The following is a 21,741-nucleotide window of genomic DNA, read 5'->3' on the forward strand; positions in this document are numbered from 1 at the left end:
GGGGGTAAAGTAGGGGTAACGATGCTCCCGAGGAGGGTGCCATGCCCACTGCAGTGACGACAGGTCAGCACGCGAGAACCGCGCGGATGGACGTCCACGAGGTCGCTGCCGTGCTCGTCCAGGGTCTGGGGCCGACCCTCGTCGCGGCGATGACGGGCTCGAAGGACCGGAAGCTGCCGAGCAAATGGGCCAAACCCGACGGCCCGCGCCCGTCCGCGGACTTCACGCGCCGGCTGCAGCTCGGCCATCGCGTCTGGGTCGCGCTGTCGGGGTCGGAGTCGGAGCACGTCGCGCGTCAGTGGTTCCTCGGCGGGAACCCCGTGCTCCACGAGGACACGCCCATCACCGCGATCCGTGAAGACCGAGGCAGCGAGGTCATCGAGGCCGTCGAGTCCTTCCTCCGTGGCGATCCGGACGTCTGACGACCGTGTCGACAGCGCGAACCTGCTCAGAGACCGGTCTGCGTCTGCTCCCTGACGCCGGCGAGCAGACGTTCCGCGTCGCGAAGCCGAAGTACGGCCCGCTCTCCGCGCCTCTGCGCACCGGTCGCTCCGCACGTCGGCGGTGGGGCCGCTACGACTCGTACGGCCGGACTCTGTACCTCGCCAGTGACGAGGAGACCGCTTTCGCGGAGGTGCTGTCGGTGTTCAAGCGCCGACTCGGCGCGGCCGACCCTGTCGAGAAGGACGCCGCGGCCCTCGGTCTCACTCGTGAGGAGTTCCTCGAGATCGCGGCGGCGGAGTGGCAGGAATCGTCGTGCATGGGCATCGGCGCCGTCCCGCGTCAGTGGCGGACCGAGCGCAGGATGTTCCGGGTCGAGACGGCAGGAAGCGGCACCTGGATCGACGTCGAGCATCCTGATTCGATCGCCGCGATCGAGCCTCGTGTCGAGGGGGTACTCGCCCGCCACGGCATCCGGGCTCTGACGACCGCGGTCCTTCGCGGTGACGACCGCATCGTGACGACGGCCATCGCCCTGAGCCTCCGCCGCATCACCGTCGACGACGGGTCCGTCCCCCGGGGGATCCGCTTCGGCAGCAAGTGGGGCGGCGGCTGGTGCCGAGCCGTCTGGCTCCCCGGCGACGAGGACGAGTGGAGCACCGGTCTGAGGAGCCTCAGCGGCGAGGACATCCTCGCCACGGACGAGCACCTCATCTGCGCCTCAGAGCGATTCAGGGTCAGGGTGTTCTGACTCGGGCGTGCTTCTGTCGACTGCTTGATCGCTGGCTGAGGGTCTGAGTGCCGCTAGTCGACGTACTCCCCCTCGACGCCGAGCGCTTCCATGTCCAGACCGGTCCCGGACTCGATCATGTCGCCCGAGGGGCCGTCGACGACGACCGTTTGCGCGTCCCGGGTCTTCGCCTGCGGAGCGCACTGTAGTTCTGGCGGTGTCGTGCACCGTCAGGACCTATACCGGGCGCCGGCCGGATGTCACCGTTGCGGGCCGAGAGACCGACCTAGTGGGTACGATCTAGTCATCGATGGGTCGGTGGTTCGAGGGATCGGAGTAACAGGATGGCCAGGGGCCGGACGTCATTTGCGGGTGGAACCCGAAGTGGCACTCGGATCTCGAAGATCCCCACACGTTGATCGAAGCGCGGCGTCCTTCGGGGTTCTCAGTAGTAGCTGAGTTGGAGCGCGGTTCTCCCGCGGGCCCCATGCCTGCGGGAGAACCACAACTACAGCGCAGTACCGCTTGCGGATGGTTGCCTGCGGACGCTCTGGTTCACTCGCAAACCGCGAGCGCGCAATTCGGCGACATACGGACGCAACGCAGCCCGAGTCTCGATGGCATCGGTTCGCGACAGAGTGAACTTATTTCCACGACGGTCTTGCAGTCGCAGTGTCGTCTCGCTGTTCGTCTTCACCCGCCAGCCCTGCGCCCTTGCTGACACGCAAATTCGTTCAATTTCCCGCTCGAGAGATTCGGTTTCGGTACGGGCTTTCGACGGCCCCGCTGGGGGAAGGAGTTCCCGACGGCCACGTCTACGGACGACCTCGGTGATCTGAAGCGCCGCCTCCGCGACGGCGACACGAGGGTTGTCGTCATTCCGCCGATAGGGGAGGTACGTCAGGCCCGCTAGGTCGCTTGGCAACTGGAGATCATCGTCGCGATCGACGACAATGTAAGTGCGTTCGCGCCCCAAGACGCCGATGAACAGCCCCAGTTCGAAGATCACGTTATCCCGGGCTACTGAGCGTGACTGACCCCGAACATCGGCCTTGTCGTCGGCGGTGGCGACCAGTACTGCGAAGTCTGACCGGCGCGCAGCGTTAGCGAGAGACTCGAGAGTGAACTGGGAGATCTCAAAGACGCCTTGAGCCCAGATTGTTGCCTCGCAAGCTCCGTGTCCGTGCAAGGCGGACTGAAGGTAGTGCGCGATGGTAATTCCCTCGGAGGACGAACCGATGAAGACCGACGGAAGACCTTCGGGCGAGGACGTCGAACGCGGGGACACGGTCCAATCGTAGGAGTCCAGGAGGCCCTGCGCTCAACCGAAGCGAAAAAAATTAACACTGAACATGACAAAGCATCAGTTTATAGGGGCTATACCGGTTGGGGTTGTGGAGACACGGCGGGCGATGATGATCCTTCGCGGGGCTCACATGTTGATGCGGACCGGCCTTCGCGGCGCGAGCGTCGTTACATCAGCCACGACGGTCAAAGAGATCGAGGTGCGGCTTAGCATGACGTACAACTCATCTGCGTTATACCCCATGACCTCGTCGAGCACCGCAGGCTCGAATTCCAAGCCGTTGATTAGTAGCGGCCGACCGACAATTCGAGATTCGGGCCGCCGCCCGATCCGACTCATTCGGATATAAGTGCCGATATCGCCTCGCCGAGCAGGCGTCGCTTCTCGCGATTCCATGTCTCGTGCGCTGTTCGATTCGTGGGTTTGACTGCGGCATGGAATTCCACGCCGGTCAGGTCGAAGGGCTATACGTCGAAGGAGCGCTCCAGGAGCTCGACGCAAGCTGCGAAAGTGGCTCGGAGATCTTGGTCGACTGCGCGCCGATTCACCGCCAGGGTTGCAGCCATCGTCGAGCTGAGAATCGAGCCTCACTTGGGGCTCGATCGATACCACTTAATGTGACCGCGGTAGCGACGTCGCGGAGCCTCGGATACTTTAAGACTCGGAGATCCAGGAAGATCCGGGTGGGCCGGGTCTGACGCGGACATGTATCGAGCGAGGCGCCCAAGTCGAAATATGCTCGATTACCGGATGTCGATAGGATGCGAGTGGGGGTTGGGGTAGTGAAGATGCTTGAGACCAGTCCAATCGGCGTTCGGCCAGCGCTCAACGCTTGATGCGGCGGCGGCGGCAACTCACCGAATCGAGAGTTGTGACACGGTAGCTGTTCAGGCATGCTAAGTAACGCTTGGTCGAGGAGATTTGCACTTTCGACCTCCGGTTAATTTTTACCTAATTAGTTAGGGGCAGGAGAACATGTCATCCGCATCAGGGGCTCCTGCTATCAACTCGCAACCCTCACATATCGCTATAATCATGGATGGGAATCGACGTTGGGCTAAAAGTCACAACGTACCGCCTGAGCGGGCTCACCTCCACACAGCTCCAGCGATGATTAATGCAATTCGCTCAGCGGTAGCGCATAAGGTGCCGAACCTGACGTTCTTCTGCTTGTCCGACTCAAACCTTCTGCGGCCAGAAAGAGAAGTGACTGCCCTTCGCAAACTACGTTCGTGGCTATGGACTGAGGACGTCGTTCAGACACTAACCGCCGTTCGAGCGCGCGCCATTGTGTTCGGCGACGGCATGATGCCATTTGAACCTCGCGATCATTTGGACCAGGCCGCGCATCAGCCAGCATCACCAGCCATTACGGTGGGCTTCGCGGTTAATTATAACGCGCACCATGAACTTGAACGTGCTGCCAACCTTGTTAGTAGCGGTGAATTTGACTCACTTGAGGAATATTATCGTGCGTCGAGTATCCCCGAGGTCGATCTCTTGATCCGAACCTCCGGTGAGCATCGGACGTCTGGTTTTCTTTTATGGCAAGCAGCCTATGCCGAGATCATTTTCACGAAGACGCTCTGGCCTGACTTCAACGAGCAAGACTTTCGACAGGCGATTGGCGATTATGCGAAAAGGGAGCGACGCTTTGGGCGCTAAGCCACTGCTTCAGCTCTGCTGTGCGGCGAAATGTATAGACCTCGACGGCAATATCTTGCTTATCAAAAGGAGCAAGGAGCCACGGAAGGGAGCATGGTCCCTTCCCGGCGGCCGCATCGAGCCAGGAGAGACGGCGAGTGACGCCGCGGCTAGGGAGCTGTTGGAGGAGACTGGTATCGTCGCCTCTCGCCTCAAATTCCACGGGATTAGCGAATACTTCGACCCAAGATTTCATCTTGTCGTTCTCGTGTATGAAGTGCTTTCATGGTCTGGGGTCGCCAGTCAAGGAGATGATGCGCTCCTAACGGACTGGGTCAAACCTGACGCGCTGTGCCGTCTGGATCATACGGAGGACCTCCTGCGGGACGCTCTTCACTGATTCGACTAAACCCGCGACGGCGAAGAGACATTTCGGCAACGATCCGGGTGGTTGCAGCGCCGCTGTCACGGAGCGTTTCTAAGGTTTCCTGGTCTGAAAGCCGATCGCTCATTCCTAAAGCCCAAGCTGCTGCAAGTCGCACGCCTTCGTCTTTCGGACGTTGCCGATGCATGTTATTTGAAATTTCACGTAGTCCATCGGCCGAACCGGCCTTTGCCATAAGTCGAATAATCGAACGCTGGACGCCAGCGTCTGGGTCCTGGAGTAGAGTCTTTGCGGTCACTCTGAGTACAGGTTCGAACGCGGTGGTCAGGCCGAGAAGCGCTCCAACACTCAGTCGCTCAACTCGATCTGTGACATAAAGAGAATCTTCAACAATTGCCCTCAAACCGGGTGTCCGAGACAAAGCATTGTTGGTGCTCGAGTCGATGTGGGTGAGCAAGTCATTTCTTGTGTGTGCAACCTCTTTCATCTCAAGTTGCTCAATGTCCAACCTAACTTCACTTTCTTTATGTCTTTGAGTATTTGTCTTTATTGTCTTCAGCAGCCGTAGAAGATGTAGATTCTCCTCCCTCGAGGTATAAGCATCATTTGGGTCTATCACACTAGCCAGAGCGTCCGCTTGTAATTTCGCCAGTGACCTGTGGTCATTGAGCATTAGTTCAGGCCTACGGGTCAGCCACTTTCTGATCGGTTGTACAATTGTTTGCGTGCGAATTGAGTCGTAGTCGGAGTTCGCAAATCCGAGCAAGGTCTCCCATGATGCGGGGGTATTTATGTGCGCAAGTGATTCGATGGCGTTAAAGTACTGGATCGGGGACGCTGTGACGCGTTCTCGAATGAGGGGAACCACGCGGCCGCCGAGCTGAATTAATGCTTCCCCTAGAAGTCGCTCGTCCCGCTCGAAGCTGATGCCGTATGAATCGAGAATTGCTTCCGCAATATGGTCTCCAGCGCGGCCTCGCAGTGCCTCAGGATGATCGCGGTTAGCCATGACTGCCAATGCGAGCAACTCCGAGGGCGGTAGAGTCTCTCCCGCCCCAAGTGCGATGAGTCCGTCGTGGAATCGCACCTCAAGGTCAGCATTTGTTTCACGCTGCCATTCAACCTTTCCACCTGCGACGCGGCTTGAAAAGATGAATAGGTCGACAAGAGATAGATAGTCGAGACCAAGAACGCGCTCATATGCGCGGACCTTGTCGACACTAAAGCGCATCTCTGTACCGCGCTCTAACTTATTGATCGAGGCCGAAGTCAGGGAGCGAGTAAGGTGACCGTTAAGTTGAAGCGCGAATTTCTCGGCGGAACGTATATCTGGATCTTCAGCGCTGGCGCGCAGTGCTCGAATGAGCCACGCGAATCGATCTAGGGGTTTTCGCGGTTGTTCTAGGGGGGTTATGGGACGTCCCGCTGGGGCCATGCGAGGATCCTAGCGGGGAAGCCTTACTTCACGCACCGGAAAAATACAGCACGATAGCGCCGAGCGCTCCGCTTCCGACGAGAGAGGTGGTGATGGTCCAGCTGATGGGTACCCACGTCGGGTACGTATTGCCCGAGGGCAGACGATGCCGGGCCTTCGCGTTGCGAAGCGTTCTGCGGGACTGGAAGTTGCTGTCGTTCATGGGACCCCCTAGGTCGGTGAGTGCCTCCATCGTCTGAGCGAAGCCGCCAATCAGGTGTCTTCCGTCAATTTGCTCGCACGCCATTGACGAAAATTTTCCGGACTGGTTACACCCAGAGCATGCGACGCGAAGGTGGAGAGCGGGGGTGTTTCACGCGAGGCCGAGGCACGACTGACTTACCGGCGCTCGGCGCGCTGGCAGGCGCCGCGGGTGCTGAGCAGCCGAGTGCTAGTAGTTACGGCAGCCCTCGACCGCGCCACAGGCCAGATGGAGCCGGATGGACGCTCTACCTGCCAAGCCGCGCCCCGATCGCCTCATGCGGGGCTGCAGCTCGTGCGGGTTCGGGTAGAGGCCAGCGTGGTCTGACTACCGCTTCGTTCGTTGTCGCAATCGGCCCCATACGCTGCCCGGACATTGCGGGACCGAGCGCTCAGCGCTCCTGAAGGGGGGGCATTTCAGCTCAGGCGGGAGGTGTAACGGGCTCCGGTGTGGATACGACGTGGCGGCGCGTTAAACGTCCCGCCGCTGTCAGCCCCCGCCCCGGAGCGCGTCGCATGATGGCGGGATGTTCATCCCGACCCGAGCCGCCGGTCTCGAGGCGCTCGACGACTTCGTCGCGCGCGCCGGCTCCGCTTACACGCGCGAGCGCAATCACGACCACGGACCGTCCCGGAGCAACGTGTCCGGGCTCTCCCCGTATCTCCGCCACCGGCTCGTCACCGAGCGGGAGGTCGTCGCCGCCGTCCTCGCCCGCCACACGCTCACTGCCGCGGAGAAGTTCGTCCAGGAGGTGTTCTGGCGCACCTACTGGAAGGGCTGGCTCGAGCAGAACCCGGAGGTGTGGCGCCGCTACCGCCGCGAGGTGCGCGAGTCCGAGGGACACCTCCCGTCCGGCTACGCCGACGCGATCGGTGGCCGGAGCGGCATCGACGCGATGGACGCCTGGGTGCAGGAGCTCGTCGACACCGGGTACCTGCACAATCACACGCGCATGTGGTTCGCGAGCATCTGGATCTTCACCCTCGGCCTGCCCTGGCAGCTCGGCGCCGACTTCTTCTACCGGCACCTGCTCGACGGCGACGCCGCCTCCAACACCCTGTCCTGGCGCTGGGTGGCCGGCCTGCAGACCCCGGGCAAGACCTACCTCGCGACCGCCTCCAACATCGCGAAGTACACCGAGGGCCGCTTCTCGCCGCAGGGGCTCGCCACCTCGGCGCCCGCGCTGAGCGAGGAGCACTTCCCGCCCCGGACGCCGATCGAGCCGGACGACGTCGCCGGCACTATCGGCACCCGCCCCGGCCTCCTGCTGCACGAGGAGGACCTCGATGCGGCGAGCCTCCTCGCCGAGCAGCCCGGACTGGCGGAGCGGCTGATCGCGACCGCGGTCGTCGCCGACCCGGGGGAGCGCTCGCCGTTCGCGGTCTCCGAGGCGGTGCAGGACTTCACCGCCGCGGCGATCGCCGACGCCGCGGAGCGCACACCGGACAAGGGCGGCCGGCCGGCGCGCGTGCTGGCCGATGCGCTGCCCTCGACGGTCGTCGACTGGGCGGCGTCCGAGCGGCTCGACACCGTCGTGGTCCCCTACGCGCCGGTCGGCCCGGTGCAGGAGCGGCTGGACGCGCTCCGCTCCGCCCTCGCTCAGGAGGGGATCGCGCTCGTCACCGTGCGCCGCCGCTGGGACGGCACCGCGTGGCCCTCGGCGTCGCGGGGATTCTTCGCCTTCAAGAAGCGGATCCCGACGCTGGTGCGCGGGCTGGACGAACCGGAGGACGCGGTGCGGCTGTTCTGAGCGGCGGAGGAAGGACTCGTCACTGGACGTTCAATCGGCTTCGACGCGACATCAGTCCCAGATCCGCCGAGCGGGGCTCCAGGTTCCGGACGTCACGGTCCCGCCCAGGATCGGATCGAGCAGACGACTCATGACGGCGACGGCGTCGACGACGGTGGGCGCGATCGTCGACAGCGCGGTCGCCCCGGCCAGTCGACGGTAGGCGGCGCCCCAGTGCGAGGGGACGGTGAACGCGTCGATCGGTTCGAGACCGCGGCGACGGAATTCGGTGGCCAGCGCGACTCGCAGCTGCGCGGCGTCGAGAGGTTGGGAGGACGCGATCAGCGTGAGGTCGACGAGGTCCTTCTCACGGGAGGACGGGCGCTGTCGTTCTCCGTACAGCTGGAGCGTGGCGCAGACCTTGTCGCTGACCTGATCGGCGAGCGGGTACAGCAGGTAGTCGTGGCTGACGAAGCGGAGTCGCGTGAGCCGGCTCGACGGGGCGACGCGTTCCGCAGGCGCAGTGGGGTCGTACCCGACGGCGAGGTCGATGTTCACGGTCCCGCGCGGGGTGACGCCGAGGTAGGAGTCGAAGGCGAGTCGGCAGCCGCTGGTGTACGGCTGGTTGTCGCCCTCGATCTGCGTGGTCCGGGTCGTGAAGACGAATCGGAAGTGATCGCCGAGGTCGAGGGAGGTGCGCTCGATCAGTTCGGCCACGGCGGTCTCGAGATCCTGATCGGTGGCGGCGAGGTCGATGTCCCGGGTGGATCGGCCGCGGGGCATGCGGGCGAGCATGCCCGTTCCGCCCTTGAGAACGAAGGCGCCGTCGTCGACGGCGAAGACGCGGCAGAGGAACCGATCGAAGGTGGTCTGGCGGATCAGCGCGTCGATCGAGGGTGATCGCCCTTGAGTAGATCGCTGCGCGGCCGCTCTGATGGCCGCTCCGGCCGCCGTTCCGTCTCGGTATCCGTCCGTGGTGTCACTCATCGGAGGCCGCGTCCCGCTTGTCGATCGCCTCGACCTGCCGCAGGGTCGAGACCGTCTGCTGGAGCTCCACCACGAAAGAGCTCTCTCGCCAGGCCGGGCTCCGGCTCAGGCGGCGCAGCTGGCTGGCGACGTCGACGTCTCCCAGCTCGAGGAGATGCTGGAGCAGGCTCGCGCCGTCGTTCCTCGGGTGACCGTGACGGGCGGCGAGGGGCCCGAGGAGCGTCGTGAGGAGCTCGAGGTCGACGGCGGAGCTCCGCATGGCATCGGCCAGGACGCCCGCGACCAGGCTGACGTCCTCCCGGTCGCTGAGGAGGTCGGCGACCGTGCGTTCGACGGTCGTCGTCGGCAGTCCGGCGCGGACCGTCACCTCCTTGGGACTCAGTCGGCGGTGCCGGTAGCGGATGTCGAGGCGCTGCGACTGCCGGCGGACGGGCGTCGCGAACTCGAACGGGTCGGGTTGCAGATCTCCGAAGCCGTGGAGGAACGCCGCGGTGCTCCCGACGACGACCGCTCCGGGTTCACGCGACGAGAGCCGCTCGGCTGCGGTGCGCGCCGGGTCGGTGCTGAGCCACGCGGCGCGGAGCTCGTCGAACTCTCCGGGCGCGCTTCCCGCGTTCCGGTACACGCCGTGGACGAGCCGCTCGAGATGGCTCTGCTGCGTGAGTCGGGTGAGCTGCACGCGGCTCACGCCGGCTGCCGCCGCCTGAGCGGTGGTCAGCAGGCTCCACTGCCCGGCCGACACGGCAGCAAGGGCGCTGAGTGCTGCTGCGGTCGACATGTGACGATTGTTTCACTTCAGAGGAAACAAATACAGCTCTCGGTGGATGAAGACGCTCCCTTGGCGCGAGACGGAGCAGCCCGCCGCACTCAGCTCCCGCTGAGCGCCTCCGCCTCCTCCTCCGCCGCCACGTCCTTCTGCACCGCGAACTGGGTGCGGTGCAACTCCTCGTAGCGGCCGGCCGCGGCGAGGAGCTCCTCGTGCGTGCCGCGCTCGACGATCGTGCCGTCCTCGATCACGAGGATCAGGTCGGCGCTGCGGATGGTGGAGAGGCGGTGGGCGATCACCATCGCGGTCCGGCCCTCGAGGGCCTCGCTAAGCGCCGCCTGCACCGCGGCCTCCGAGGTGGAGTCGAGCGCCGCCGTCGCCTCGTCGAGGATGACGACGCGCGGCTGCGCGAGCAGGAGCCGCGCGATGGTCAGCCGCTGGCGCTCGCCGCCGGACAGGCGGTAGCCGCGCTCGCCGACGAGGGTGTCCAACTGGTCGGGCAGGGAGCGGATGAGCGGCTCGAGCCGCGCGCGGCGGAGGGCGTCCCACACCTCGTCGTCGGTCGACTCCGGCCGGGCGAGGCGCAGGTTGGACAGGATCGTCTCGTGGAAGAGGTGGCCGTCCTGCGTCACCATGCCCAGGGTGTGCCGCATCGAGGCGAAGGTGACGTCGCGGACGTCGGTGCCGGCCAGGCGGACCGCGCCGCTGTCGACGTCGTAGAGGCGCGAGAGCAGCTGCGCGATCGTCGACTTGCCGGCCCCGGACGTGCCGACGAGCGCGACGGTCTGCCCCGGCTCGATCCGGAAGGAGAGGCCGTGCAGCACCTCCTCGCCGCCGCGGGTGTCGAGGACGGCGACCTCCTCGAGGGAGGCGAGCGACACCTTGTCCGCGGACGGGTAGGCGAAGCGGACGTCGTCGAACTCGACGGACACCGGGCCCTCGGGGACCGTGCCCGCGTCGGGCTTCTCCTGGATGAGCGGCTGGAGGTCGAGCACCTCGAAGACGCGCTCGAAGCTGACGACCGCGCTCATGATCTCGACGCGCGCGTTCGCGAGGCTGGTCAGCGGCGCGTAGAGGCGGGTGAGGAGGAGGGCCAGGGTGACGACCGCGCCGGTGTCGAGCTGGCCGCCGAGCGCGAGGACACCGCCGAGCCCGTAGACGAGCGCGAGGGCGAGCGCGGAGACGAGGGTCAGCGCGGTGACGAAGACGAGCTGCAGCATCGCCGTCCGGACGCCGATGTCGCGGACGCGGGCGGCCCGGACGCGGAACTCCTCGGCCTCCTCGTCGGGCCGGCCGAACAGCTTGACCAGGGTGGCGCCGGGCGCCGAGAAGCGCTCGGTCATCTGCGTGCTCATCGCGGAGTTGTGGTCGGCGGCCTCGCGGCGGAGGGCGGCGAGGCGGCTGCCCATCCGGCGCGCGGGGATGAGGAAGATCGGCAGCATGATCACCGCGAGGACGGTGACCAGCCAGGACGTGCTGAGCATGACGATCAGGGTGAGGACCAGCGCGACGACGTTCGTGACCACGCCGGAGAGCGTGCCGCTGAAGGCCTGCTGCGCGCCGATCACGTCGTTGTTGAGCCGGCTGACCAGGGCGCCCGTGCGGGTGCGGGTGAAGAACGCGATCGGCATCTTCTGCACGTGGTTGAAGACGGCGGTGCGGAGGTCGAGGATGACACCCTCGCCGATCCGCGCCGAGTACCAGCGCGTGACGAGCGAGACGCCGGCGTCGGCCACCGCCACGAGGGCGATGACCACGGCGAGCTGCACGATCGTCCCGACCGCACCCCGGGCGACGATCGTGTCGACCACCCGCCCGGCGAGCACCGGCGTCGCGACGGCGAGGAACGCGCCGACGACGCTCAGGCCGATGAAGAGGAGGAGGCGGGCGCGGTAGGGGACCGCGAAGGTCATGATGCGGCGCACGGACTCGCGCGAGATGCCGTGCTTGCCGCCCTGGGCGGAGGAGATCCGGTAGAGCGAGCTCCAGGCGACGCCTTCCATGCTCATGTGTGTGGGGTCCTTTGGTGGGGCGGGGCGGGGGGCGGATTCCGTGGGGTTCGCGCGACTGATGCAGTGTGCGCCTCGATCGAGCGACGCCCCGTCTCGGGATCGCGGATTCGCGGCGAACTGGCCAGATGAGTGCGGATCAGCTGGGCAGCGGGGGAGTGGTCGCGGAGCAGCTCGGTGGGCGGCCTTACCGCAAGCGGTCGCACCTGCGGTGGATCGTCCCGCTGGTGGCAGCACCCGTGGCGTTCGTCGGCTTCGGCTGGTCTCAGTATCTCGTATCGCTCTCGGCCGCCGAGGGGGACCTGCAGTCCTTGCTTCTGCAGCTCGCCCTGCTGGCTGCCGCGTTCCTCGTGCCGGTCGCCGCCGTGATCGTGGCGATCGTCCAGGCCGTCATCGTCCACGGGCGCGCGCGGCGGGCGAAGGGGCGCTTCACTGCGACGGAGCAGGCGACGATCGACGCGCGGGAAGCGTCGGACCGCGGGCAGCGCGCCGCCGTCGACCTGCGAGCGATGCTGCTGGCGCGGCAGCTGCCCGCAGACATCCGCGTGTGAGACGTCGTCCCCGGACCGGGTGAGGTCTTCTTCCTGGACACCCGGGCTGACTACTTCCGGTACTACGGCCGGGACGTCTCCTACACCCGCACGACGGGCTTCTACGTGGGGCGACCGGCTTTCGTCGCGGCAGGCCTCCTCGCCAACGCGGTCAGCAATACGGTCAACGCCTCGGTCGCGCATGCTCAGGCGCAGGCCCAGCGGCGGGATCGTCAGCAGGTCCGCCTGCTCGTGTCGAATCAGCGGCTCGTCTGCCAGGTGAGCGGCGGCCGCTGGCTCAGCTTTCACTACAGCGCCATGACGGCGGTCTATCCCGAGGTCGACTCCTGGACCCTCGTCACGCAGTTCGATTCGGCCGAGCCGCTGATGCTCCGCGGCGTCGACGTGCCGGCCGCGGCGGTGCTGACGGTCAGGATGACTCATGGCGAGGATGCGCTGGTTCGGCATCCGGGGTTGATGTCGCTCGCGGGCGACTGAGTTTTGCTTCGGCGGGGGGCTTGGAGCAATTCGGTGGCCAGGGCGGAGTGAGGTCGGCCGGTGGCGCTGAAGGCTGAGGACGTCCGGTCCCCGCCTCGTCATGACCGGCTAGGACAGCAGGCTTTCTGCAGCGTCGAGCTCAGCCCGTCACTACCGCCTGCCACGCCTCAAAGTCAGGGTCGTCCGACGCCACCAGCCAGGTGATCTCGAATGCCGAGTCGCTCGCTTCTCCGGTGTCGTAGTCGAAGCCTCCGGCGTAGGACGCGAGCCATCCTGTCTTCTCCAGCTGCGGAATCGTCTTCTGCCAGTAGTCCGATCCGCGCTCCGCGATGAAGGCCTCGAAGGTCGAAGGCGACTCTGCGAGTGCGATGTCCCTGTCGCTGACGACTTCGACGAAGAGCGAGCTGGATCCCTCGGCGCGCGCGACATCATTGACGATCGCTTTGATCTGATCGCGGCCCGCTGGGGTGGACGCTTCGGGTCCTTCTGCGAAGACCCAGTACTGAGTCAGACCGGCACTGCTCTGATCGCGGTCCGTCGAGACGATCTCGTAGGGCACACCGCTGTAGGTGGAGACGTCGGCGGGTTCCTCGGTCGGTACTGCCGCTGGCGCCTGCGTCGGAGCTGACGTGGGGGTCTGTGCGGGCGCCGCCGAAGTGGGCCCAGGTGAAGGAGCTGCGACCTCCTCGTCGTCCCCCGTGATCAGGCTCATGACGGTGATGACGGCCGCGAGGATCACGAGGACGCCGCCTGCTCCTCCGATGAGGAGCCACGGCGGCTTCGGCTTCACACGTCGGAAGGTGAGGCTAGTACGGAGCATCGGCTGCTCCTGTTGGGAGAGGAACTCCCAACCCTCCTTCTCCCACTTGGTGATCGACCGGCTTTCAAGTCCTCGAACGGTGGTGACCGTCATGGTCTCGTACCGGATCTCGCCGTCGGGCATCGCCTACTCCTCAGGTGCCGCCGATGAGGTCACCGCTCGTGCATCCGCTCGAGCATAGGGGGCGCCGTGCGGCCGTGAGCCTGAAGACGCTCGTCTACTTCGTGAGGGCTTCAACCCGGTCGACGATGGTGTCGACTGTTTGTCCGGCGAGTATCGACCCCGCGACAGAGAGAACGAGCGCCCACGACGGAGGGTTCGATGATTTGCAGCCCCACGGAGGAGAAGAGCCCGACGGTCGTGATCCGCCGCACGACTCCAGCTATATACCAAGCTTGAAGGTCTGGCTTGGTGCGCCAAAGACGTCGTTGCTAAGTCGGCTGGCGAGGGCGCCTGTGCGGGTGCGGGTGAAGAACGCGATCCGCGTGGTTGAAGACGGGAGTGCGGAGATCGACAATGGCGCCACCGCGATCCGCGCCGACTACTAGCGCGTGACTAGCGACACGCCGACGTCGGTCACGGCCACGACGGCGATGACCACGGCGACCTGCACCATCGTCCGGACGCTCCCCGAGCGACGATGGTGCCGACCACCTGCCCGGCGAGCACCGGAGTCGCAATCGCGAGGAACGCTCCGACGACGGACAGGCCGATGAAAATTAGAAGCCGAGAGGACTGCGAAAGTCAAGAGTCGCTGCGCGGACTCGCGCGACATTTTACCCTCTTCGTTTTTGGCGCTGAAGATCTTTTATAGGGAACTGCAGGCAAAGCCCTCCATGCTCATTGCGATCTATTCTGCGGGCATAAGGGCCGGAGGAAAGGCAGGATTCTCGAGCACGGTGATGTTCCCATGAGGCAGCGATGGCATACGGCGGTGCGACGGGCAATTAGCGCCAGGGCGGGGCGACGGTCTTACTTCTGCTCAAGACGGGCCGCGCAGGCGTAGGGCGACCGGCTGAAGTCCGGGGAGCTAAGTGCGCGCTGATGTGAGCGAACGTCGCCTTCGGCTCAACGGGCGACATGGGACACCTCGCCATCGGGCTCGACCAAGTTCTCCAACGAGCCGAGGAAATCGCAAGCCAGGTTGCCCCCAGTTTCCTGAGCCTCCGACGACCGCGCTCGCATCTCGTTAGCTGCTGGCTTTAGCGTCCGCCAACTCGCGCTCCAGCGCCCTCCAAAGTCATACACCCAGCGTTGGACAAGTCGCGTGAGTGCATAGATCCTCATGGGTAACTCTTGGACGTGAGTAGGAGAGTCTGAACTCTGTGTCGGGATGGGAGTGAACGGTCTACATTGGATGTTCGAAGTTTCAATCTTGCCTTCGGCAAGCGGGGCAAGTCGCGACATGGCCGATTCATTCTTCCGCACGCATCAGGTCAATGGCGACAGATTGGCAGTCATGAATTGATTCAGGCGTTCTCGATAGAAGAGTCGACTGAGGGTCTGTAAAGCTTGCGAACTGCGTATAGAAAGTACCAGTCAGAAGTTGATCGAAGAGTTTCGAGTAGAAACCTTCGTTAATTGTTCGGATGCGATCGAGCATGCCGTCATAGACAGCGTCGTTGGTTTCGAACCCGAAGAAAATCTTTGTCAGTCCGCTCTCATAGAGAGCTCGGTAGAACTGTCTTAGCTGGCTGCCGCGATTACTTGCATGAAGCAGCCCGGTCACTCTCGTTTCATGACCAGTGATCTGTGAATCCATATGCGCGATCAGCCGGAGTTTTTGGTTAGCGTCAAATACTGCCGAGAGGACTTCCAGCGTCCTCTCAGGCGTCCCATCGCCGACAACCATCGCCGTAAGTATGGCGGCACCCGCGTCACAAACGACTTCTTCGGAAAGGACGATGTTACACCGAGCCGTTTGGCTCATGTGGCGACTAATACTAGGCGCGTCCTCGAGTAATCGTGCTACGAGTTCTTTTTTGCCTGCGGCGAGAACCCCTTCGTCAATTTGACCATTTCGTCGCACCCACTCGCGATTGACATCTTCCGCAAGGGCATTAGCCATTTCTTCCACTGAGATCGAGGGGCGCTCGTCGACGTCCGATTCCTCGGCCTCGCATAGCATGAAGTACATCTTGGTCAGCATCGAGGCCTTCTCGGGATGCTCTGCAAATACAAAATGCATAAGCTCGTGAGCGAGGACGAACACTTCTTGCGCGCGCAGGATTGTTTCGTGGCTGGCTGCCGAATCTTCAGCGTCTACCAAATCGTCGATAAGCCGATTAAGGTGGAAGACGGCAACGAGCCAGGCTTGCCGCGTGCGGCCGTGTACGAGAAGACGGCTAATAAAAATTCTTGTGAGGTCGGCGTCGACCGACCGGAGTGTTGCGTCGGCGTCACTAACGGCTTTCAGCCGCGCTAGAATTCGGTCGAGATGTAGGTCGTAGACGAGCCAGTGGCTGGAACCTACATTGACCATTTCCGTTAGTGCGTGCGTCGAATCCACGATGGCGAGTGCTGGTGCGTCCACTATGCCGTAATTACGAAGCACCTCAACCAGCGCTTTGTAGCTAACGTGGTGGTGGGATTTACCCGTATCAGTGGTCTCCACCTTGATCGCGCCTCGTTGTGCACGCAACAGAAGCTCGATATCGAACGTGGGGCGTTCTGGCATCATCAATTGTCTTGTTAGTCCACTTCATTCTTAAAAAGCTTTGCAAGCTGTTCAATCTCGTCTGGCGAGTATCCGGTGAATACCATTCCGTCTACTGAAACGCTTTGCGTCCGTCGAAGCTCGAATCGCGCCTTTATCCATGCAGTCAATATTGGGATAGTTCCAAGCGTGATAGGTACCAAGACCTGAACCATTAAAACGCCGTCAAAAGGCTTTGAATCGATTGTCGTACCTGGAGCCGCGAGTGACTCTTTCAACGCAGCGAGATCTGACGCGTCGTCAGCCGGAACCGTAATGAGTACGTGTTGCATGAGTTGTCCTCGTTTGCTCGTGGATGGGCTATCAGTTTGACGCATCTTACGACGTACCCGCATCGCCCAATTTGCGGGGCTTCGCCAGTACGATGCTGGCTGTGCCTCCTCGCTCGTCTGGTATCGACACGTCGCGAGGTTCTAGTAATGAGAGCTCAAGCAAGCCGTACTAGCTCCGCGACCGACGGTAAAATTACCAGGTCAGCCGAAGCTGCGACAGGCAGGTGCCCCACGTGGGAGATGAGCCGAAGAGGGTCGAATTCTTCGTTCTCTATGCGCGGCAGGCATTCGCTGACTCTGTCGCCCGTCTCGGTTTGCGGGGGAGGGCTAGCATCAACCGGCCGTGCGTGATTCGAGCGAGCCTGCGTAGTTCTACTCAATTCCAGAAGTCAACCTCCGCAATGGCTGAATGTACTGCCATGCTTCCCGCGCGGTGCGCTGTGCAGCGCCCCTGGAATGCACGGAGACAGTCATGCCTCGCTCTGCCCGCCTGTTCTCCCTCGCCCTCTCGGCGCTTCTGGTCGGCAGCATGGTCGCCGTCGCGCCGAGCGCGGTGTCCGAGACGGCCGCCCCGCTCAACTCGTCCATCGAGCCGGCGCCGCACGATCGCCCGCCCGTCATGACGCCAGCCGGCCCGAAGGTCAACTCGGAGTCGCCTCAGGCTCGAGTCGCCGCCGGCCCTCCGGCGAACGACAGCATGGCCACGGCGACCGTGATCCCGGCCCTTCCGTTCGTCACCTCCAGCGCTCCTTACTACGGCGCCACGCTCGAGGCGAACGAACCGACGTCCTGCCGGACGACCGACCCCGACCACAGCGACTACTACTCCGACGTCACTGAGTCCGTGTGGTTCCGCTACACCGCGACGGCCCGGCAGACGCTGACCCTTCAGGGCTATGTCGGTGACAACTACTCAGCGGTCAATGCCTACCCGACCGGCGAGCTCGCAGAGCTCAACCGCGTCGCCTGCGTGGAGACCGAGTTCCGCGAGACCAACTATCTGCAGGTCGAGACCGGGAAGACCTACTACTTCCAGGTCGGTGTCGCCTTCGGCTGGTACTCAGGAGATCTCGACCCCGCCACCCCGAGTGACCTCGTCCACCTGAGCATCACCGCGAGCCCTCCTGTCGCCGGGACCACCGTCGCTTCCGCGACGGCCATCACCTCGTTGCCCGCGTCCATCTCGGCCTCGAACGCTCAAGTCGATTCGAACTGGTACAGCCCATACGACTCCTGCAGGAGCATCGAAGTGATGAGCGGCAGTGTCTGGTATCGCTATCGCGCGCCGGTCACTCAGAACGTGCAGGTCGACCTGCGGCAGAGCGAGCGCGGGCAGGCCTTCATTGTCTACAGCTCCGACGGCGCGAATCCTACGTACGTGGAGACCTGCCCCCGGCCCAATGGCGAGTCGGACTACAACGGCGCAGCGGCTCTGGATCACTTCACAGCGGAGGCGAACCGGACGTACTTCATCCAGGTCGCGAGCAGCCATTCGAGCGGCAGCGCCTACACGTTGAAGCTCGCGGCCGTCTCCGGAGTCTTCGCGACCTCGGTTCCCACCGTCACCGGCACGGCAGTGGTCGGGGGAGAACTGACGGTCGAGACACCGACGTGGTCGCCCGAGGCCAGCTACTACCAGTACCAGTGGTTCCGCAACGGCACCCGCATCGACTCCGCGTACTACGCCACCTACCGGCCGACGGCTGATGATGCGGGCACCAAGCTCACGGTCTCGGTCACGGGCAGCCGCACCGGCTACGTCTCCGCGACGACCACGAGCGCCCCGGTCACCGTCGCCGCGCCGCTTCTCACCCTCATGCCCACCCCGACGATCTCCGGCACCACCACTGTGGGTGCGACGCTCACCGCGAACCCGGGTACCTGGGATGCCGGCGTCACCCTGAACTACCAGTGGAAAAAGAACGGCGGCACTTACATCTCCGGGGCGACGGCGAAGACGTATGTCCTCCAGCCCGCCGACGCCGGCGCGACGCTGACCGTCTCCGTCACGGGAACCAAGACGGGCTACTCGCCGGCGACGAAGACCAGTGCCACCACCGCGGTCGTCACGAATGTCGCCGCGATCACCGGTCCGACCCCGACGATCACCGGGACCGCGACCGTCGGGCAGCAGCTGACCGCCGTCGCGGGGACGTGGGCTCCCGCTCCCGTCACCCTCGCGTACCAGTGGAACCGCGCGGGCGTTGCCATCACCGGGGCCACCGCCTCGACCTACACCCTGGTCGCGGCGGACGCCGGCGCAGCGGTGACCGTCTCCGTGACCGGCACCAAGACCGGCTACGCGAGTGTGGCGAAGACGAGCGCGGCGGTCACCGTCAAAGCTGCGCTGCAGACGCTGATGCCGACCCCGACCATCACCGGAACTAAGACCGTCGGCGCGACGCTCACCGCGGAAACGGGCACCTGGGACGCGGGAACGACGCTCACTTATCAATGGAAGAAGAACGGCGGCGCGTACATCACCGGTGCGACCGCGAAGACCTACGTCCTCAAGGGAAGTGACGCCGGCGCGACCCTCACCGTCTCCGTGACGTCGACGAAGCCGGGCTACTCGCCCGCGACCAAGACCAGCGCCACGACGGCCGCGATCGCCGCCGGCACGCTGACGTCGGCGACGCCGACCATCACGGGAACGGCGGCCGCCGGTCAGACGCTCACTACAGCTCCGGGCGCGTGGGGCCCGAGCCCTGTGACCTACGCCTACCAGTGGAAGCGCGGTACGACCGTGATCGCCGGTGCCACCGGAGCGACGTATACGGCCACCGCGTCCGACGTCGGCGCGAGCCTGAGCGTCACGGTCACCGGATCCAAGACGGGGTACACGAGCGTCACGAAGTCGAGCACGGCGAAGGTGGTCGCCAAGGGCACGCTCACTGCCCCGACCCCGACCATCACAGGTACGAAGAAGGTCGGCTCCACCCTGACGGCCGTCGCCGGCACCTGGGGCCCGGCTCCTGTCGCACTGACCTACCAGTGGTACCGGTCGGGCTCCCTGATCAGCGGCGCGACGACAGGCACGTACAAACTCGTCACCGCTGACAAGGGGAAGACCATCACCGTGAAGGTGACCGGGACGAAGACGGGCTACACCACCACCGCGAAGACGAGCGCGGCGACGGCGGCCGTCGGCTGATCCGTACGGCCGCGGCGTCCTCGCCCGTGCTCAGGAGTTGCTGACGGTTCTCCGTCTTCGACCATGCTCGTGCACAGCAGCTCGTCCGTCCGCCGAGAAGGAGCCGACTGCAGCAGACCGATGGCAACCCGCTCACCGAGGGGGCGCGGCGGTCGGCGACTGCCGAGGCCTCACCCGAGACAGCAGATGACCGCTCGAGGCCTGCATCGCAAGAGCGGGGCGGGGCGGTGGAACGTCCTGTCCATCAGTCACGGTCAAGCGCGGAGAGGCGTGATACCTCTTGTTCTCTCTCGACCCTCGCGCTGATGTCCAACGTCGGTTCGCCGATGCACCGGATGATCCGCTTGGAAGCATGATCTACCTCGGGGTACCAGGGTATGGCGACCGGGCTCGTGGTATATCCGGCTTCCCTCTCGCGCTTGGAGACCTCGCTCATCCGAGGGTGCAGATACCACGCGTGGACCCCATAGAGGATGGCGGCGACCGTGCCGAAGGACAGGCCGACCCAGGGCGCTTCGTTCCAGAAGATCATCCCGGCGAACGCCGTCATGGCGCTAGCGGCGATCATGCCGTAGATGACACCCTTCGACATGCGGTGATACCAGGAGAAAGGCTTTCCATCGATCACGCGATGCTCGGAATACAGGGTGTTTCGCGGAGGCGTCATGTCGCTCACGAGACTTGCCTCGCATCATCCTGGAAGTGCTGTGACAAAACCCTTCCTGCCGCAGCCGTCCCGGAATCCTCGTGTTGGCGGGACGGTTGCTCCTTCAGCAACCCGGTCTTGTCAGCTGAACTATCTGACACGGGCGACCTCCTCTTCCTTCTTCTTGCGTTGCGCTCTGGTGAGGAGCGGCTCGCCGGCACCCCTCACTCGTTCCACGTCGTCACACCATCCTCAATCACTCGATGGTCATGACTGTCACCCTGCTCGACGCGCAATGGCGACGTTCAACGAATCGAGGAACTCGGCGAACTTGTCCTCCGAAGGAGCGCGGAAACCGACGAAACCCCTCCTGCCGTACGGGGCGAGCACGATCACACCGCTCTTGACGCGGATCTCGACTGCACGACGAACGAAGAATCGCTCCGACAGCGCGATGATCCTCACCGCTTCCACGTCCCGCCATTCAAGCAATGGCAACCGACGGACTTCAGGGCCGACGATGCTCAGAGTGTCGCTCTCCACAAGCACCAGGGGATAGCTGCCGAGTGAGAAGTTCCTGTCCTTGCTCCTGACGCAGCCGAGCAGGGCCGGATGGTGAACGACGATGAAGGCTGGCGTGGCGTTCTGAGCTTCGGCCTGCGCACGTCGTTCCTCAGCGCGCCGAGCGGCTGACCTCGTCGCCGCAGCACCGGCTGCACCGCCCAGCGCGACCAGCCCGAGAATCCAGCTGGTGATGACGAGACCGTTCTCGCGGGACGCGGCCAGTACCGCCTGAACGGCGACGAAGCCCACCGCGAGCACGAGCAGAAGTAGCCGCACACGGAAGAGGGGAGGGGGCGGCCCCTGAGGAGACGGTGTCACGATGACCGACGAGCCTCTCTGCGTCGCTGCCGCGCTGTTCGCCCGTCCAGCAAGGGCTCGCCTGCCTTTCGAAGCACGATGCCGGTTCTGTCGTCGACCATGGGCAGGTGCTGCCGGCCGATGCGGAGAGCGGTGTAACCAGCTCGTTCCTCATCCTCAGCCCTCGGCGGCAGACCGAAGGATGCGATCAACGTCCATGCGCCCATCAAGAGGAGACCTGCGAGGGGGTACATGACGATCACCCGCTCGGTACCGGAGAAGGCGAGGAGCGCGATGAACATGCACCCGAGGAAGAATGCGATGCCGATCATCGCGAATATCGTGTGACGAAGACGGCTTTGGGAGGACCATCCTCGAAGCAGGTCGACCTTCTCCGGACTTTCGCTCTCGGGCATCTGCACGTCCTGGTGAATCGAGTGCACGACTGCCGGTCGTGCCTATCGGGCTGAGAGGCTGGGCCTTCTGCCTCGGACTGTCGTAACAGCGTCCGTCACGACTGCGGACAGTCGGGCGGTACGCGGCGCCGGAGAAGGATCGACTCTGATGGGGT

The 21,741-nt window shown here is 64.2% G+C and carries 20 protein-coding genes; 9 read left to right on the forward strand and 11 right to left on the reverse strand.

Annotated features, from left to right (window positions below):
• Positions 1-41: 41 nt before the first annotated feature.
• Entirely contained in the window at positions 42-422 is a 381-nt protein-coding gene (locus EDF22_RS18135) for a hypothetical protein (protein WP_123706209.1), read from the forward strand.
• A gap of 5 nt (positions 423-427) precedes the next feature.
• Complete coding sequence (locus EDF22_RS18140; protein WP_185039103.1) at positions 428-1,192, forward strand: RES domain-containing protein; 765 nt, start codon at positions 428-430, stop codon at positions 1,190-1,192.
• A gap of 487 nt (positions 1,193-1,679) precedes the next feature.
• Here EDF22_RS18140 and EDF22_RS18145 read toward each other — a convergent pair whose 3' ends face one another.
• On the reverse strand, positions 1,680-2,459 hold the full coding sequence (locus EDF22_RS18145; RefSeq protein WP_185039106.1) for a nucleotide-binding protein: 780 nt from the start codon (positions 2,457-2,459) through the stop codon (positions 1,680-1,682).
• Between the two features lie 993 nt (positions 2,460-3,452).
• Here EDF22_RS18145 and uppS point away from each other — a divergent pair.
• The gene (gene uppS, locus EDF22_RS18150) at positions 3,453-4,142 is read left to right on the forward strand and encodes a polyprenyl diphosphate synthase (RefSeq protein WP_123706212.1); all 690 of its coding nucleotides are present in this window, start codon (positions 3,453-3,455) and stop codon (positions 4,140-4,142) included.
• A complete protein-coding gene (locus EDF22_RS18155; RefSeq protein ID WP_123706213.1) occupies positions 4,111-4,521 on the forward strand; it encodes an NUDIX hydrolase in 411 nt (136 codons plus the stop codon). The genes uppS and EDF22_RS18155 overlap by 32 nt, the downstream gene beginning before the upstream one ends.
• On the opposite strand, the gene EDF22_RS20555 is transcribed toward EDF22_RS18155, so the two are convergent.
• Positions 4,457-5,941: a HEAT repeat domain-containing protein gene (locus EDF22_RS20555; protein WP_148059233.1), complete on the reverse strand. Its 1,485-nt coding sequence runs from the start codon at positions 5,939-5,941 to the stop codon at positions 4,457-4,459. The genes EDF22_RS18155 and EDF22_RS20555 overlap by 65 nt on opposite strands.
• Before the next feature lie 28 nt (positions 5,942-5,969).
• A complete protein-coding gene (locus EDF22_RS20990) occupies positions 5,970-6,143 on the reverse strand; it encodes a hypothetical protein (RefSeq protein ID WP_185039112.1) in 174 nt (57 codons plus the stop codon).
• A 565-nt stretch (positions 6,144-6,708) separates the two neighbouring features.
• On the opposite strand from EDF22_RS20990, the gene EDF22_RS18165 reads away from it, so the two are divergent.
• Positions 6,709-7,932, forward strand: a complete 1,224-nt coding sequence (locus EDF22_RS18165) for an FAD-binding domain-containing protein (protein WP_123706215.1) — start codon at positions 6,709-6,711, stop codon at positions 7,930-7,932.
• A 51-nt stretch (positions 7,933-7,983) separates the two neighbouring features.
• Here EDF22_RS18165 and EDF22_RS18170 read toward each other — a convergent pair whose 3' ends face one another.
• From EDF22_RS18170 to EDF22_RS18180, 3 genes are all read right to left on the reverse strand, one after another.
• Positions 7,984-8,898: a nucleotidyl transferase AbiEii/AbiGii toxin family protein gene (locus tag EDF22_RS18170; RefSeq protein WP_123706216.1), complete on the reverse strand. Its 915-nt coding sequence runs from the start codon at positions 8,896-8,898 to the stop codon at positions 7,984-7,986.
• Positions 8,891-9,676, reverse strand: a complete 786-nt coding sequence (locus tag EDF22_RS18175) for a type IV toxin-antitoxin system AbiEi family antitoxin domain-containing protein (RefSeq protein WP_123706217.1) — start codon at positions 9,674-9,676, stop codon at positions 8,891-8,893. Before EDF22_RS18175 ends, EDF22_RS18170 begins: the two co-directional genes overlap by 8 nt.
• A gap of 89 nt (positions 9,677-9,765) precedes the next feature.
• The gene (locus EDF22_RS18180; RefSeq protein ID WP_123706218.1) at positions 9,766-11,673 is read right to left on the reverse strand and encodes an ABC transporter ATP-binding protein; all 1,908 of its coding nucleotides are present in this window, start codon (positions 11,671-11,673) and stop codon (positions 9,766-9,768) included.
• Between the two features lie 158 nt (positions 11,674-11,831).
• Between EDF22_RS18180 and EDF22_RS18185 the strand changes: the two genes are divergently transcribed.
• On the forward strand, positions 11,832-12,224 hold the full coding sequence (locus tag EDF22_RS18185; protein WP_148059234.1) for a hypothetical protein: 393 nt from the start codon (positions 11,832-11,834) through the stop codon (positions 12,222-12,224).
• Between the two features lie 105 nt (positions 12,225-12,329).
• On the forward strand, positions 12,330-12,701 hold the full coding sequence (locus EDF22_RS18190) for a hypothetical protein (protein WP_123706220.1): 372 nt from the start codon (positions 12,330-12,332) through the stop codon (positions 12,699-12,701).
• Positions 12,702-12,840: 139 nt separating this feature from the next.
• Here EDF22_RS18190 and EDF22_RS18195 read toward each other — a convergent pair whose 3' ends face one another.
• Positions 12,841-13,644, reverse strand: a complete 804-nt coding sequence (locus tag EDF22_RS18195; protein ID WP_123706221.1) for a hypothetical protein — start codon at positions 13,642-13,644, stop codon at positions 12,841-12,843.
• 74 nt (positions 13,645-13,718) lie between these two features.
• Between EDF22_RS18195 and EDF22_RS20560 the strand changes: the two genes are divergently transcribed.
• On the forward strand, positions 13,719-14,069 hold the full coding sequence (locus EDF22_RS20560; RefSeq protein ID WP_148059235.1) for a hypothetical protein: 351 nt from the start codon (positions 13,719-13,721) through the stop codon (positions 14,067-14,069).
• Between the two features lie 866 nt (positions 14,070-14,935).
• Here EDF22_RS20560 and EDF22_RS20565 read toward each other — a convergent pair.
• The gene (locus tag EDF22_RS20565) at positions 14,936-16,198 is read right to left on the reverse strand and encodes a hypothetical protein (protein WP_148059236.1); all 1,263 of its coding nucleotides are present in this window, start codon (positions 16,196-16,198) and stop codon (positions 14,936-14,938) included.
• 783 nt (positions 16,199-16,981) lie between these two features.
• On the opposite strand from EDF22_RS20565, the gene EDF22_RS18205 reads away from it, so the two are divergent.
• Positions 16,982-19,663 carry a hypothetical protein gene (locus EDF22_RS18205; protein WP_123706223.1) on the forward strand — a complete coding sequence of 894 codons (2,682 nt, stop codon included), beginning with the start codon at positions 16,982-16,984 and terminating at the stop codon, positions 19,661-19,663.
• Positions 19,664-19,907: 244 nt separating this feature from the next.
• Here the strand turns inward: EDF22_RS18205 and EDF22_RS18210 are convergent, their stop codons facing one another.
• From EDF22_RS18210 to EDF22_RS18220, 3 genes are all read right to left on the reverse strand, one after another.
• Positions 19,908-20,339, reverse strand: coding sequence for an ECF transporter S component (locus EDF22_RS18210; RefSeq protein WP_148059237.1), 432 nt, complete (start codon positions 20,337-20,339; stop codon positions 19,908-19,910).
• A 246-nt stretch (positions 20,340-20,585) separates the two neighbouring features.
• Positions 20,586-21,131 carry a hypothetical protein gene (locus EDF22_RS18215; protein WP_123706225.1) on the reverse strand — a complete coding sequence of 182 codons (546 nt, stop codon included), beginning with the start codon at positions 21,129-21,131 and terminating at the stop codon, positions 20,586-20,588.
• A gap of 56 nt (positions 21,132-21,187) precedes the next feature.
• Complete coding sequence (locus EDF22_RS18220; RefSeq protein ID WP_148059238.1) at positions 21,188-21,586, reverse strand: hypothetical protein; 399 nt, start codon at positions 21,584-21,586, stop codon at positions 21,188-21,190.
• Between the last annotated feature and the right edge of the window lie 155 nt (positions 21,587-21,741).

This window comes from Rathayibacter sp. PhB127, assembly GCF_003751665.1.
In the GTDB taxonomy this organism is placed as follows: Bacteria; Actinomycetota; Actinomycetes; order Actinomycetales; family Microbacteriaceae; genus Rathayibacter; species Rathayibacter festucae.